Origin of the sequence: Hymenobacter negativus (assembly GCF_016056375.1) — a bacterium.
GTDB lineage: Bacteria > Bacteroidota > Bacteroidia > Cytophagales > Hymenobacteraceae > Hymenobacter > Hymenobacter negativus_A.
This window is the reverse complement of record NZ_JAEDAE010000006.1, coordinates 64,459-78,725: the sequence shown is the minus strand read 5'-3', so window position 1 is coordinate 78,725 and position 14,267 is coordinate 64,459. Positions and strand designations below refer to the sequence as shown.

6 protein-coding genes are annotated in these 14,267 nt (G+C 63.6%); 3 read left to right on the top strand and 3 right to left on the bottom strand.

Annotation, left to right across the window (positions count from 1 at the left end; translation table 11 throughout):
• Positions 1-42: 42 nt before the first annotated feature.
• Positions 43-1,071, bottom strand: coding sequence for a LacI family DNA-binding transcriptional regulator (locus I7X13_RS13895; protein WP_198069093.1), 1,029 nt, complete (start codon positions 1,069-1,071; stop codon positions 43-45).
• Between the two features lie 394 nt (positions 1,072-1,465).
• Between I7X13_RS13895 and I7X13_RS13890 the strand changes: the two genes are divergently transcribed.
• A complete protein-coding gene (locus tag I7X13_RS13890; RefSeq protein ID WP_198075961.1) occupies positions 1,466-3,988 on the top strand; it encodes a TonB-dependent receptor plug domain-containing protein in 2,523 nt (840 codons plus the stop codon).
• 271 nt (positions 3,989-4,259) lie between these two features.
• Here the strand turns inward: I7X13_RS13890 and I7X13_RS13885 are convergent, their stop codons facing one another.
• Both I7X13_RS13885 and I7X13_RS13880 read right to left on the bottom strand, forming a co-directional pair.
• Positions 4,260-8,048, bottom strand: a complete 3,789-nt coding sequence (locus I7X13_RS13885; protein ID WP_198075960.1) for a beta strand repeat-containing protein — start codon at positions 8,046-8,048, stop codon at positions 4,260-4,262.
• 265 nt (positions 8,049-8,313) lie between these two features.
• The gene (locus I7X13_RS13880) at positions 8,314-9,336 is read right to left on the bottom strand and encodes a T9SS type A sorting domain-containing protein (RefSeq protein ID WP_198075959.1); all 1,023 of its coding nucleotides are present in this window, start codon (positions 9,334-9,336) and stop codon (positions 8,314-8,316) included.
• 407 nt (positions 9,337-9,743) lie between these two features.
• Between I7X13_RS13880 and I7X13_RS13875 the strand changes: the two genes are divergently transcribed.
• Together I7X13_RS13875 and I7X13_RS13870 are read left to right on the top strand one after the other, a co-directional pair.
• Positions 9,744-12,107, top strand: coding sequence for a glycosyl hydrolase family 28 protein (locus tag I7X13_RS13875; RefSeq protein ID WP_198075958.1), 2,364 nt, complete (start codon positions 9,744-9,746; stop codon positions 12,105-12,107).
• A gap of 39 nt (positions 12,108-12,146) precedes the next feature.
• Positions 12,147-14,075 carry a glycoside hydrolase family 88/105 protein gene (locus I7X13_RS13870; RefSeq protein ID WP_233454793.1) on the top strand — a complete coding sequence of 643 codons (1,929 nt, stop codon included), beginning with the start codon at positions 12,147-12,149 and terminating at the stop codon, positions 14,073-14,075.
• Positions 14,076-14,267: the final 192 nt, after the last annotated feature.

Sequence of the window (14,267 nt, the reverse complement as noted above, 5' to 3'; positions counted from 1 at the left end):
CGGTATCACCGTCCGGGCCTTTTTCATTCCTGAATGCCTTACTCAAACCAGCTTAGGAACCGAGCTGGAGGACTCGCGCACCACCAGCGTGGTGGGCAGCTTCATCACGCCGGGGCTGGTGCTTTTGTGCTTGCGCTCGATGAGCTCGATGAGGCGCTCGGCGGCGAGCTGACCGATTTCCTGGGCCGGCTGGGTCACGGTGCTCAGCGGCGGGTTCAGCAGGTGGGCCGACTGCGAGTTGGTGAAGCTAAGCAGGGCCACTTCGCCGGGCACGTCGATGCCGCGCTGGCGCAAGGCTCCCAAGGTGCCCAGAGCCAGCCGGTCGCTGGCCGTGAAAAACGCGTCGGGGGGCGACGACAGGGCTAGCAACTCGTCGATTAGGGTGCCGGCTTCGTCGGGGCCGAAGCTGCCGTAGCGCACCAGGTTTTCATCGAAAGGCACACCGTACTGCTCCAGGGCGGCGCGGTAGCCGGCCAGCCGCTCCTGCGCAATGCTGAGGTAGAGCGGAATGGTGAGGTGGGCAATGCGCCGCCGGCCGGTTTGCAGCAGGTGCGAGGTAGCCGCGTAGGACCCGCCAAAGTTGTCGGCCACCACCTGGGTCACATCCAGTCCGGCCGCCACGCGGTCGAATAGCACCAGCGGCATGCCCTGGGTTACCAGCGCCTTGAGGTGGGCCACATCGGAGGTTTCGCTGGAAAGCGACAGGAGCAGGCCATCGACGCGGCGCGAAACGGCCTGCTGCACGTTGGCCACTTCGCGCTCGTAGCTCTCGTGGGTTTGGAAGATGATGACGTGGTAGCCGCGGTTGTAGGCAATGGCCTCGATGCCGTTGATGGCCTGCGAAAAGAAGTTGTTCGCAATCTGGGGCACGATGACGGCAATGGCCTTGCTGCTGCTGCCCTTCAGGCTGAGGGCAATGGGGTTGGGCCGGTAGTTGAGGCGCTCGGCATATTCCATCACCAGCCGCTTGGTTTCGGGGCTGATTTCGTAGCTGTCGCGCAAGGCCCGCGACACGGTCGACGTCGACAGGTTCAGGGCGTGCGCGATATCCTTGATGGTGACGGGGTCCAAGCGCGTAGGGTAAGGAAGTACAAGTATCGGCCGCAGCCACCAGAGCCAACGGCCCCCGGCTAACTACCGGATTTTTGGGCCGAATGGTTCCCTGAATGGGCAAGCATCCGGCTTGCCGGCAGGCCCGCCCCGGTCTTGGCTGCCAGCGAATGAGCGTGGCTGCCGCCGCCGGGTGGGCACTCAGGAAATCTTCAGCAGGCCAAATCTATAACAAGAGCACCGATTTTCTGGCCAAGGTGCCGCTAAAACCAAAGCTGCCGGGCTCCTTGATGCAACTGGCAGCCCCAAAACCAGGCCGAGAAGTAGGCCGGGCTTCATGTCGTCGCCATCTTTGTGCGGTAATCTAGCGGTTGGCCCGTGCGTGTGGGCCAGCGGTTTTCGACTGAATTCAACTATGAAAGTAGTGCGTGTGCAAAAAGGAGTGCTGGCCGCCGGGCTAGCCGTTGCCATTGGCCTCACCGCGTTTCGGCTGCACCCGCCCGAAGACGGGCTGTTGCCCCGTATAGCCCGGCAGGTGGCCGAGTTTTACACCGCTGCCCGGCAGGAAAAGGTGTACCTGCACCTGGACCGCCCGGTGTACGGCACCGGCGAAACCATCTGGTTCAGCGCCTACGTGGTGGATGCGTCGCGGCACGAGCTCGACTCGCTCAATCAGGTGCTGCACGTCGACTTGCTCTCGCCCGAGCGCCGGGTGGTGGCCCGCCGCACCCTGCGCCTGCAGGGCGGCCGCGCCGCCGGCGACCTCGCCATTGCCGACACCCTGGCCGCCGGCACCTACGTGCTGCGCGCCTACACCAACTGGATGCGCAACGCCGGCGACGAATTCGTGTATAGCCGCCGGCTGAGCGTGTGGCCGGCCTCGCCCATTGGCTCGGAGCCCCGCGCGGCGGCCGCGCCCACCACGGCCTTCGCCCGCGCCCGCGCTGCGGCGGCCGCCCGCCCCGACGTGCAGTTTATGCCCGAAGGCGGCTACCTGGTGGAAGGCCTGCCCGCCGTGGTGGCCTGCAAAGCCACCGATGCCAGCGGCCGGGGCCTCGACGTGCGCGGCCAGATTCTGAATGATAAAAATGCCGTGGTGGTGCCCGCCTTCAGCAGCCGGCACGCGGGCATGGGGCGCTTTGCCTTTGTGCCCGGCAGCGGCCAGCGCTACCACGCCCACTTCACCCTGCCCGACGGCAGCACCGCTGACTACCCGCTGCCCGCCGTGCAGCCCAGCGGCTACACCCTGCACGTGGTGGACGGCGGCGAAAACTTCATCGTGGAAGCCCGCTACCGGGGCGTGGGCGGGGCGGCGGCCCCCGGCCCCGTGCAGCTCATGACCCAAGTGCGCGGCGTGGTGGCCTACCCCGGCCCCCGCACCCTAAGCGGCGATGTACCCGCGGCGTGGCGCATGCCCAAGAAGAATTACCCCAATGGCATCGTACACTTCACCTTGTTCGATGCCGAGGGCACCCCACAATGCGAGCGGCTGGCTTTTGCCCAGAACGGTCCGGCCGGGCTGCGCATCAGCATCACCCCGGACCAGCCCAGCTACGGGCCGCACGCGCCGGTGCAACTGGCTGTGCGCGTAACCGATGCCGCGGGCCAGCCGGTGGCCACCAATTTCTCGCTCGGCGTGAGCGATGCCGGCCTCAGCGCCCTCGACCCCAACGCCGAAACCATTGCCTCGAACCTGCTGCTGACTTCCGACCTGGTGGGCTACGTGGAGAACCCGGGCTACTATTTCCGCAGCCCCACGGCCGGCACCAACCAAGCCCTCGATGACCTGCTGCTGACCCAGGGCTGGCGGCGCTTTGTGTGGAAGCAGGTGCTGGCCGGCCAGGCACCAGCGGTGCGCTTCGGCCCCGAGCACGACCTGAGCCTGGTGGGCCAGGTGGTGAGCGAGCACGGCAACCGTCCCATTCCCAACAGCCAGCTTACCTTCCTGCAAACGCGGCCTTCCAAAAACATTACCACCGGCACAACCAATGCCGACGGCCGCTTCAGTTTTGTGGGCATTCCGGTGGTCGACACGGCCGTTATCACACTCCAGGCGCGGCGGTCGCAGGGCGGCAGCAACGTGCTCATCCGGCCCGATGAAGGCCCCGCCGTTCCTGCCCAGGTACTGCCGCCGCTGCCCTCGCTGGCGGCTGCTCCGGCCGGGGTGGCGGCCTTTGTGCGCCGCAGCCGCCAGGCCCAGGCCGCCGAGCTCGACCTGCACCCCGAGCGCGCCGCGATGCGCACCGTGGCCCTGAGCAACGTGTCCGTGACGGCCAAGCGCATTAAAATCCCGGCCGATGACCCGCGCCGCCTCTACGGGGCCACGGGCGGCACCGTGGTCGACTTTACCGATATTCCGTCGGCACAGTCGGGCCTGAGCGTGCTCCAGATTTTGCAGGGCCGCGTGGCGGGCCTCGTTATCACGGGCCAGGCCCCCAACCTGTCGGTCCAGATTCGAAACTCGGGCTCGCCGCTCTTTATTCTGGACGGGCAGCGGGTCGACATCGACTTCATTGCCAACATGCCGGCCAACGACGTAGAGTCGGTGGAGGTATTCAAGGGAGCCGAGGCGGCCATCTTTGGCGGCAGCGGTGGGGGCGGGGCCATTGCCATTTACACCAAGCGCGCCGACCCCAACTACAAGGGTGCCGACAAAGGCCCCGCGCCGGGCATTGCCATCGTGAAGATGCCCGGCTTCTCCGAGGCGCGCGAGTTTTATCAGCCCCGCTACAACGCCCTGCTCACCAACCCGCCCGCCGACCCGCGCACCAGTACCCTGTACTGGAACCCCCTGGTGCGTACCAACGCCAAGGGCGAGGCCGAACTGCACTTCTTCACCGCCGATGGCAGCGGCACCTTTCAGGCCGTGGCCGAAGGCCTGAGCCTCGATGGTGCGCCCGCCATGGGCAGCGGCACGCTCACGGTGAAAGGAAAGTAAACCTGGTGACAAGGGTAATCCGCTGGATGGCGGAAGTATTTGCTCGGGCTCACTATCTCTATCAAGCAAAAAGCCCTGCCGGAAAATCCGGCAGGGCTTTTTGCTTGATGGATGTGATAAAGCGAAGGGGCGGATACCTCGCCCGCCAGATACTTGGTCGGCGGTGCCAGCAATGCTCAAAACCTGGCGACTGACATGCTTCGTGCGAATTGGGTTAAAACAAAAAAGGCCTGCCGTATTCGGCAGGCCTTTTTTCAAGCTTTCGGGCTGACTACTCCCGCACGAAGCGACGCGTGGTGGTGCCATCGGCCGTGCGGCCTTGCAGCACGTACACGCCCGCGGGCAGCGCCGTCAGGTCGAGCACCGCGTGCTGGTCACCAGCGGCCACATTCCGCACCAGCACCCGCTGCCCGAGGGCATTGAGCACCGACAGCTCCAGCGCCTTGGCGGGAGCCGTGAGGGCTACCTGCAGCAGGCCAGTGGTGGGATTGGGGTAAAGGCTAAGCTCCGGGCCATTCGCGGCCGAGCGGGCGGCCGTCACGGTGACCGTTGTCGACGCCGAGAAGGCCGAAGTGCAGCCGGCAGCATTGGTCGTGGTCACGGTATAAGAACCGTTGCGCGTGCCGGAGTTGACGAGGTAGGTCTGGGCCGTAGCGCCGGGTATCAGCACGTTGTTCAGGTAAAACTGGTTGCCGGTGGTGGCGCTCGATGTGAGCGTGATGCCCGTAGTCGGCGTGCCCGAAACCGTGATGGTGGGCGCAGCCGGCACGGCGTTTATCGTCACCGAGCGGGTGCTGCTGGCCGAGCAGGTGCCGGCCACCGTGTACGTCACGGTGTAGGTGCCGGCCGTGGACGTGGCGGGCGTGATGGCCCCGGTGCTGGCGTTAATAGTCAGGCCCGTGGTGGAAGTGAACGTACCGCCCGTAGCACCCGTCACGGTGGGCGTGGCAGCCGTGGCATTGGCGCAATAAGCCGCGTTGGCGTAAGCGAAGGCCGCCGACGGTACCGGAGCAATGGTTACGGTAGCGGTGCTGGTTACGGCCGCGCAGCCGCCGCTGGCCGCCACCGTGTTGGTCACGGTGTAAGTGCCAGGCGTAGAGGTCGAAGGCGTGATGGTGCCGTTGGTGGCAATGCTCAGGCCCGTGGTCGAGCTAAAGGTGCCGGCCGTAGCGCCCGTGCTCAGCGTGGGGCTGGGGTTGGTGGTGCTGCTCGCGCAGAAAGTGGGCGTAGCGCCGTAGCTGAAGCCAGCGGTCTGGGGAGCGGTGATGGTGACGGTGGTGCCGCCGGTGGCCGCCGCGCAGCCGCCCGAAGCGGCCACGGTGTTGGTGACGAAGTAGGTGCCGGGCGTGGAGGTCGAGGGCGTGATGGCGCCGTTGGCCGCGATGGTCAGGCCCGTGGCCGGGTTCACCGTGACGGTGCCCAGCGTGCTGCCCGTGCCGATGCCTAGTGCCACGCTGCCCGTAGTAGTGGTGCAGTAGCTGCTCGCCCCGTAGCCGATGTTGGCCGTGGCTGGTGCCGTAATGGTCACCGTGGCGGTGCCGGTCACGGCCGCGCAGCCGCCGCTGGCGGCCACCGTGTTGGTCACGGTGTAGGTACCGGGCGTAGAAGTGGAAGGCGTAATGGCACCGGTGGTGGCATTCAGCGTCAGGCCAGTGGCCGACGTGAAAGTGCCAGCCGTGCTGCCCGTGCCGAGGCTCACCGCCACCGCACCCGTAGTGGAAGTACAATAGCTCGTGGCCGCGTAGCTGATGCTGGCCGTGGCCGGCGATACAATGGTTACGGTAGAAGTAGCAGTTGCGGCCGAGCAGCCGTTGGCGGCCGCAATGCTGTTGGTCACCGTGTAGGTACCGGGCGTGGACGAAGCCAGCGTGATGGCCCCGGTGGTGGCGTTAAGCGTGAGGCCCGTGGTGGAGCTGAAGGTGCCGGTGCTGCTGCCCGTGGGGAAAGTTGGTACCGGCGCAGTAGTGCCCGAGGTGCAATACGAAGCCGTGGGGTAGCTGAAAGTTGCCGAAGGCGCATTGGTCAGCGTGACCGTGGCGGTGCTGCTGCTAGCGCAGGCACCGGCTACACTGTAGGTCACGGTGTAGGTGCCGGGCGTGCTGCTGCTGAGCGTAATAGCACCCGTGGTAGCATTAATTGTCAGGCCCGAAGTGGATGAGAACGTACCGCCCGAGGTGCCCGTTACCGTGGCCGTGGGGTTGGTGCCGCTCAGGCAGAACGTCGAGCCACTGTAGGCAAACGCTGCCGAAGTTCCGGCATTGATGGTAACGGTAGCCGTGGAGGTAGCCGCTGCGCAGCCGCCGCTGGCCGCCACCGTATTGGTCACGGTGTAAGTGCCGGGCGTGGAAGTCGAAGGCGTGATTGCCCCGGTAGTAGCATTCAAAGTCAGGCCCGTGGTCGAGCTAAAGGTGCCCGCCGTAGCGCCCGTGGCCAGGGTAGCCGCCACTGCGCCTGTTGCGCTGGTGCAGTAAGCAGCCGCCGGATAGCTGAAGCCGGCGGTCTGGGGGGCGGTGATGGTGACGGTGGTGCCGCCGGTGGCCGCCGCGCAGCCGCCCGAGGCGGCCACGGTGTTGGTGACGAAGTAGGTGCCGGGCGTGGAGGTCGAGGGCGTGATGGCGCCGTTGGCCGCGATGGTCAGGCCCGTGGCCGGGTTCACCGTGACGGTGCCCAGCGTGCTGCCCGTGCCGATGCCTAGTGCCACGCTGCCCGTAGTAGTGGTGCAGTAGCTGCTCGCCCCGTAGCCGATGTTGGCCGTTGGCTGAGCTGTGATAGTTACCGTGGTGGTAGCCGTGGCCGCCGCGCAGGAGCCCGAAGCTGCCACAGTATTGGTCACGGTGTAGGTACCGGGTGTTGAGGTCGAAGGCGTAATGGCACCGGTGGTGGCGTTCAGCGTCAGGCCCGTAGTCGAAGTAAAGGTGCCGGCCGTGCTGCCGGTGGCTAATACCGCCGGTTGGCCGGCTGTAACGGTTGTGCAATAAGGCGATGCCCCATAGCTGAAAGCGGCCGACTGCGAACCCGATACTGAGACGGTAGCCGTGCTGCTGCAGGTGGCGCTTACCGTGTAGGTCACGGTGTAGGTGCCGGGCGTGGTGCTGCTCAGCGTGATGGTTCCCGTAGCCGCGTCAATGGTGAGGCCGGTGGTAGAAGAAAAAGTGCCGCCGGTGGTGCCCGTCACCGTTGGGGTGGGGTTGGTGCCGCTGGCGCAGTACGAGGCATTGCTGTAGCTGAACGCGGCGTTACAGGCAACAGCGGAAGATGCGGTTATCGAGAAGTCGTCAATGGCCAGGCCGTCATCGGCGCCGGTCACATCAAAGTCAACGAAACGAATGTAGAAGGTGGCGCCCGCCGGAATACTCAGCCCCGTGATGGTGCCGGTCACGGCGGTGCGGTTGGCCGCGTCGTTGCCATCGTAGCCCGTGCTGGTGGTCACGTTGTTCAACGGGCCCACGTAGTCCAAGGTGTTCACATCCGTGAAAGTGCCGGTGGTGAGGGACGTGGCATCGGTGCTGTACTGGAAATCCAGGCGGTCAGAAGCGCCCCGGGCGGGGTTTGAACCTGCCAGCCGATAGGTTTCGCCGGTGTAGCTCACCGCCAGACTGGTGACGGTAGCGCCCGTTGTGTTGGTGAAAGCAAAGCCAAACTGTGCGGCCAGGCTGCCGCTGCGCACACTGCCAAAAGCCCGGTCGGTGGTAGCAGTAGTGCCGCTCCCGTAGCTGTACGTGTCGCCGGTGCCCGAGCTGCCCGAACCCGTGGAGGTGATGGTGATGGCCGTGTACGTGTTATTGGCCGTGGTGCCGGTGCCCACGTTGGTTTCCACAAAGCCGAAGCCTGCTGGCACCGCTGAGCTAGTGCCCGTGTTGGCCAGCGTATTAAAATCCTGCGTGTAGGCCGTGGTGCCCAGGCTGATGGGCGTAATGGCCGTGGGGGTTTGAACCTGCCCCCACGCCAGTCCGGGCAGCAGCAGCGAAAGACAGGTGAGCACCCGGGGAGTAGCTCGGCGGAAAAAGCCAGCCCGGCTGGGTGCTTTGGCCCTGGTGGAAACGGGTATTTGTTGTAGCATGTACGGTGGGAATTGAATGGTGGAAACGAAGTGAAAAGGTAAAACAACAGCGAAGTATCAAATTATCAGGCCGTAAAAAAAGGAAGGCCAGACTAATACTTGTGCAATCGTTCCCGGCAACGATGCCGATGATTGGTAACCGTGTTGGTATAGTTTGGGCAACAAGTTGTTGCCCAGGCCACGGTAGTGCGATGCGGCTGGCCCCAAAAGCAAAAGCGCCTCCAGTCAACCCGGAGACGCCTTGCATTACGGAAGCCGCTGCTTACTATTCTTTGGTGATGCGAGCGCTGCTGCGCTGGCCACCGTCGGCGTACTCTACCAGGTAGAGGCCGCGGCTCAGGCTGCTCAGGTCCACGGCCGTTTCGGTGGTGCCGGGCTGGGCGCTGAAGCTAGCCACGCGGGCCCCGGTGGTGCTGAATACCGTCACGCGGGCATCGCGGCCGGCGGCGGTGTGGGGCACGTTCAGGCGGTTCTGCACGGGGTTGGGGTAGGCGGCGAGGCTGGTGGTAGCCAGGCCGGCGCGGGTAGCCAGAGCTGCCTGCTGGCTCTTGAGGGCCAGGTTGCGCAGCAGAGCGTAGCGGCCGACGCTGCTGCTGCTGCAGCTCACGTAGATGCGCACGGTCAGCGTCTGGCCGGGGGCGATGGTTACGCCGGTTGCGCCGTTCAGCGGAATGGCATAACGCAGGTTGTTGGGAGCGGGAGCCGCGCCTGCGGTGGGCAGGGCAATCGAGGGAGTTACCTGGAAGGTGTTGAAGAGCGTGGTGCCGTTGGCTGCTCCCACAATGGTACCCGAGGGAGTGCGGGCGCTACCAGTAGCTTCCGTCGAGTCGGCGGGGGAAGTAAAGCCGTTCTTCGAGTACACAACGCCCACGTTGGTGCCACTGGTAGTGCTCAGAAACGTCAGGTTCATCACCACGGAATCGGCCCGGAGCGTGGTGCCGGTAGGCGCGGTGGCCGTCACCTGCACACTGTAATAACGGCGCAGCGTGCTGCCGGTGCCACCCGAACCGGTCGACCAGCCACCGCCATCGGCCGACGGCGCGAAGGCCATGCCGTAGAGCGAGCTAAAGGGCTTGGGTGGCGCGGCTGCCGTGCCGTTTGAGAGCACAAACTTGCGCAGCGTCACGCTGCTGGCTGCCATGGTGCTGGGCGAGCGAAGCGCCGCGCTGTCCTGGGCATTGGCTTTGAGCGACCAGAATTTGAAAACAGGAGTAGTTTGCGCCGCTGCCTGTTGCGTCAGGCCGAGGCCGCCAGCTAGGAGCAAAGCCGGGAGTAAAAGATTTTTCATAATTTAGTTAGCAAGTGAAAATGAAAGGATGCAAAAGCAAAAAGACAGAGTGCAAGCCGTACTCAAACTAGCGCTGAAATACGCTTATTCGTTGCAATCTGGCCACTTATACGGTAAAACACAAGCAACCGGTGGCCTTTAGTTGCGCAATCGTTGCCGGGAACGTTGTCATTGTATATTGGAAAAAAGCCCCAGGGATATTTATTCATCCGTTAGTGCTGCGATGAGGGCGTGGTCACCATCGGCCGGTGCCGATTTGAGAACGTTCCCGGCAACGATTGCGCAAAAAAAAGCGCTTGAGCGGGTGAGAACAGGGGAGTAGCGGTGGGGAAGGGGCCTAATATTGTATAGGGCGATACTGCCCACGGGGCCTGTTTTGGGCCCGTGTCACTCTTTCCTTTGCTCCGATGAAATCAACCTTGGTCGCGCTGCTGGCCGGGCTGGGCACCTGCCTCACGGCAGCCTTTCGCCCGGCTGATGCTCCGAAAACGCAGATTTTCCTGGTCGGCGATTCTACCATGGCCGACAAGGCCGACCTCAGCAAGCCCGAGCGCGGCTGGGGCATGGAGTTCGGCCAGTATTTCGACGGCGGCGTGGTCATCCGCAACACCGCCATGAACGGCCGCAGCACCAAAAGCTTCCTGCGCGAAGGCCGCTGGGCCAAAGTGGTGCAGGACCTCAAGCCCGGCGACTGGGTGTTCATCCAGTTTGGCCACAACGACTCGAAAGTGGAGGACAGCGTGCGCTCGGCCCCGGCCCAGACGGCCTACCGCCAGCTTCTCACTAAGTTTGTGCAGGAAGCCAAAGCCAAAGGCGCTAATCCTGTACTGCTCACGCCGGTGGGCCGGCGCTACTTCGACGATGCCGGCAAGCGCAAGGACGACCACGGCGAATACCCCGGCGTGGTGCGCGAAGTAGCCAAGGCCCAGAAAGTGCCGCTCATCGACCTGCACGAAAAAAGCTGGGCCATGTACTCGGCCCTGGGCGAAACCGGCACCCGCCCGCTGTTCTGGAGCTACCTCAACGGCTACTACCAGCCCAATCCCGTAGCCCCGGCCAAGAACGATAATACCCACTTCTCGGAGTACGGCGCCACCCGCGTGGCCCAGATTGTGGCCGAGGACGTGCAGACCCAGCACTTGGCGCTGGCCAGCCACCTCAGCCGTACCCCGTTCGAGGGCAAGCTGGCCGCCGACCTGCCCGTGGTGCTGCAAACGGCTTTCAAGAAAGACACCTTCAACCTGACCAAATACGGCGCGGTGGCCGACGGCCAGACCCTCAACACCGACGCCTTCCGCAAGGCCATTGACGCCTGCGCCGTGGGCGGCGGCACTGTGCTGGTGCCGCGCGGCCTGTGGCTCACCGGCCCCATTGTGCTGAAAAGCAACGTAAACCTGCACCTGGCTACCGGCGCGCTCGTGCAGTTCACGGCCGACCGTAGCCAGTACCCGCTCATCAAAACTACCTGGGAAGGGGAGGAGGCCATACGCAGCCAGGCCCCGATTTCGGGCGTGGATTTGACCAACATTGCTGTGACTGGCAACGGCACCTTTGACGGCGCGGGCGATGCCTGGCGGCCCGTGAAGAAGAACAAGCTCAACGAAAGCCAGTGGCAGAAACTGGTGGCCTCGGGCGGCGTGCTCAACGAGAAGAAGGACTACTGGTACCCCTCGGCCGCTTCGCTGAAGGGCAATATGCTGGCCGCGGCCGGCACCCCGCGCAAAAGCCTGAATCCGGCCGACTTCGATGATATCCGGGATTTTCTGCGGCCCAACATGCTCAGCCTCACGCGCTGCAAGCAGATTCTGCTGGAAAGCTTCACCATTCAGAACTCGCCGGCCTGGACCATTCACCCGCTGCTGTGCGAAGACATCACGGTGCGCAACGTGACGGCCCGCAACCCCTGGTACGGCCAGAATACCGACGCCATCGACCTGGAATCGTGCCGTAACGGCTTGGTGGAAGGCTGCACCTTCGACGTGGGCGACGACGGCCTGTGTATTAAATCGGGCCGCGACGAGGAAGGCCGCAAGCGCGGCGTGCCCACCGAAAACTTCATCATCCGCGACTGCAAGGTGTACCACGCCCACGGTGGCTTCGTGATTGGCTCCGAAATGTCGGGCGGTGTGCGCAACATGTACGTGAGCAACTGCACCTTCATCGGCACCGATGTGGGCCTGCGCTTCAAAACGGCCCGGGGCCGCGGGGGCGTGGTCGAAAACATCTTCGTGGACGGCGTGGACATGACCGACATTGCCGGCGAGGCCGTGCTGTTCGACATGTACTACGCCGCCAAAGACCCCGTGCCGCTGGCCGGCGAAAGCACCGCCCCGCCCGTCATTGCCGCCAAGCCGCTGAACGAGGGCACGCCGCAGTTCAAAGGCTTCCGCATCCGCAACATCACCTGCAAGGGTGCCACCACCGGCATTCTGGTACGTGGCTTGCCCGAAATGAGCATCAAGGATATCAGCATCGAAAACGCGGTGCTGGAAAGCAAAAAGGGCCTGCTGTGCCAGGAGGCCGAAAACATTCGCCTGAAAAACGTGACCCTGCTCTCCACCGAAACCGTGCCCGTGATGGAAGTGCAAAACAGCCGCAACATCACTCTCGACGGCATCCGCTACGCCAATGGCGCGGAGCTGCTGCTGCGCGTGACCGGCGACCGCAGCAAGGACATTCGCCTAGTGAACACCAACACCAAGCTGGCGAAGAAAGACGTGCAGCTGGGCGACAAAGTGGCCAAGAAAACGGTCAGCGTCGCGCAGCGGTAAACGGCTTCTGCTTCTATCGAATACCCAAATACCCACCCCATGACACCAACCACCCGATTTCTGCTGCCACTGCTGGGCCTGGCGCTGTTAGCCGAAACCGCCACCGCCCAAACGGCGCGGCCGGCCGCTTACTCTCAGCGCATGGCCGATGCCTTCATGACCTGGCACCCCGATTCGATGGTCATCGGCAAGAACAAAATGGCCGGCTGGGGCTACGAGCAGGGCCTGATGATGTTCGCCATGGAGCGCATCTGGGAGCGCACCGGCGACGCCAAATATTTCAACTACATCAAGAAAAACCTCGACTACTCGGTGCAGGCCGATGGCAGCATTCTGCGGTACAAGCAGGAGGATTTCAACCTCGATAATATGGCCACTGGCCGCGCCCTGCTGCTCGTGAGTCAGATGTCGGTGCCCGGCAACGAGAAGTATATCAAGGCGGTGCAATATCTGCGCAAGCAGCTCGACGGCCAGCCACGCACCAAGGAAGGCGGCTTCTGGCACAAGAAAATCTACACCAACCAGATGTGGCTCGATGGCCTGTACATGGCCGAGCCCTTCTACGCCAACTACAGCCAGGTTTTCAACCAGGCTGCCGGGTTTGACGACGTGGCCAAGCAGTTTGCCCTCATCGAAAAGCACCTGGTAGATGCCAAAACCGGCCTGCTCTACCACGGCTACGACGAAAGCAAGGAGCAGGCCTGGGCCAACAAAACCACCGGCCAAAGCCCCAACTTCTGGGACCGTGGCATTGGTTGGTACGGTATGGCGCTGGTCGACGTGCTCGATTATTTCCCTGCAAACCACCCGCAGCGGCCCATGCTCATCAAGGCCCTGCAGCGGCTGGCTCCCGCCTTGGCCAAATACCAGGACCCCAAAACCGGCACCTGGAGCCTCGTGATGGCCCAGGAAGGCCGCAAAGGGAACTACGCCGAAGCCTCCGGCAGCAGCATGTTCGTGTATGCGCTGGCCAAGGGCGTGCGAATGGGCTACCTCGATAAAAAGTACGCCGAAGTGGCCAAGAAGGGCTACGACGGCCTGCTGAAAACCTTCGTGGAAACAGAGCCCACCGGCGCGCTGGCATTCAACGGCACGGTGAGCGTGGGCGGCCTGGGCGGCAAGCCCTACCGCGACGGCTCCTTTGAATACTACCTCACCGAGCCGCTGCGCAAGAATGACTTGAAGGGCGTCGGCCCGTTCATTCTGGCCAGTACCGAGATGGAAATTGCGGCCGAAGACAAGCTCGGCCAGGGCAAAACCGTGGGCCTGGATTACTACTTCAACCACGAGACGCGCAAAAGCCCGGTCACGGGCGAGCAGGAGCAGTGGCATTACACCTGGGAGGAGCGCACGCACGGCGGTTTCTGGCTGTGGGGCAATGAGTTCCGCGAGCTGGGTGCCAAGACGGTAGCCGTGCCTACGGCCCCCACCGCCGCCAGCCTCAAGCCCCTGAGCGTGTACATCATCGTCGACCCGGACTCGCGCAAAGAGTCGCCCAAGCCCAACTACGTGCAGCCCGCCGACAGCAAGGCCATCACCGAATGGGTGAAGGGTGGCGGCACCCTCGTGCTGCTGGCCAATGACACGGCCAACTGCGAAATCAAGCACTTCAACGAGCTGGCCAAAAACTTCGGCGTGCAGTTCACTAACCAAAGCGTGAACATGGTGCAGGGCTCGCAGTTCGAGCAGGGCAAAGTGGATTTGACTTCCGGCAAAGCCGTGTTCAAAAACGCCGCCACGGCCTACATCAAGGAGCTTTCGGTGCTGTCGGTGGCAGCCCCGGCCCAGCCGCTGGTCACCAACAACGGCAAGGTGATTATGGCCACGGCCCGCCTGGGCAAGGGCAAAGTCTTCGTCCTCGGCGACCCGTGGCTGTACAACGAATACACCGACGGCCGCAAAATCCCGGCTTCGTTCGAGAATTTCCAGGCTGGCAAGGACCTGGCCACTTGGCTGCTGGGCAAGTAAGCAGATTGCCCCCTAGTTAAGCATCAACAAAAAAGACCGGGCCTGCCCGGTCTTTTTTGTTAAATACCCCAATGGCTCCAAAAGCCGCACGCCCCGCGGCAAAGCACAACCGGTAAATGCTTTACACAACCGATTGTGTACGCTTGGCGCTGCGCTCAGGCATTTATTTGAAAAAATACTTTCAGAAGCGGT

Bases quoted from the DNA above. Each gene is read 5' to 3' on its own strand.
- I7X13_RS13890 (WP_198075961.1), top strand. From the start codon at position 1,466: ATGAAAGTAGTGCGTGTGCAAAAAGGAGTGCTGGCCGCCGGGCTAGCC.
- I7X13_RS13885 (WP_198075960.1), bottom strand. From the start codon at position 8,048: ATGCTACAACAAATACCCGTTTCCACCAGGGCCAAAGCACCCAGCCGG.
- I7X13_RS13880 (WP_198075959.1), bottom strand. From the start codon at position 9,336: ATGAAAAATCTTTTACTCCCGGCTTTGCTCCTAGCTGGCGGCCTCGGC.
- I7X13_RS13875 (WP_198075958.1), top strand. From the start codon at position 9,744: ATGAAATCAACCTTGGTCGCGCTGCTGGCCGGGCTGGGCACCTGCCTC.
- I7X13_RS13870 (WP_233454793.1), top strand. From the start codon at position 12,147: ATGACACCAACCACCCGATTTCTGCTGCCACTGCTGGGCCTGGCGCTG.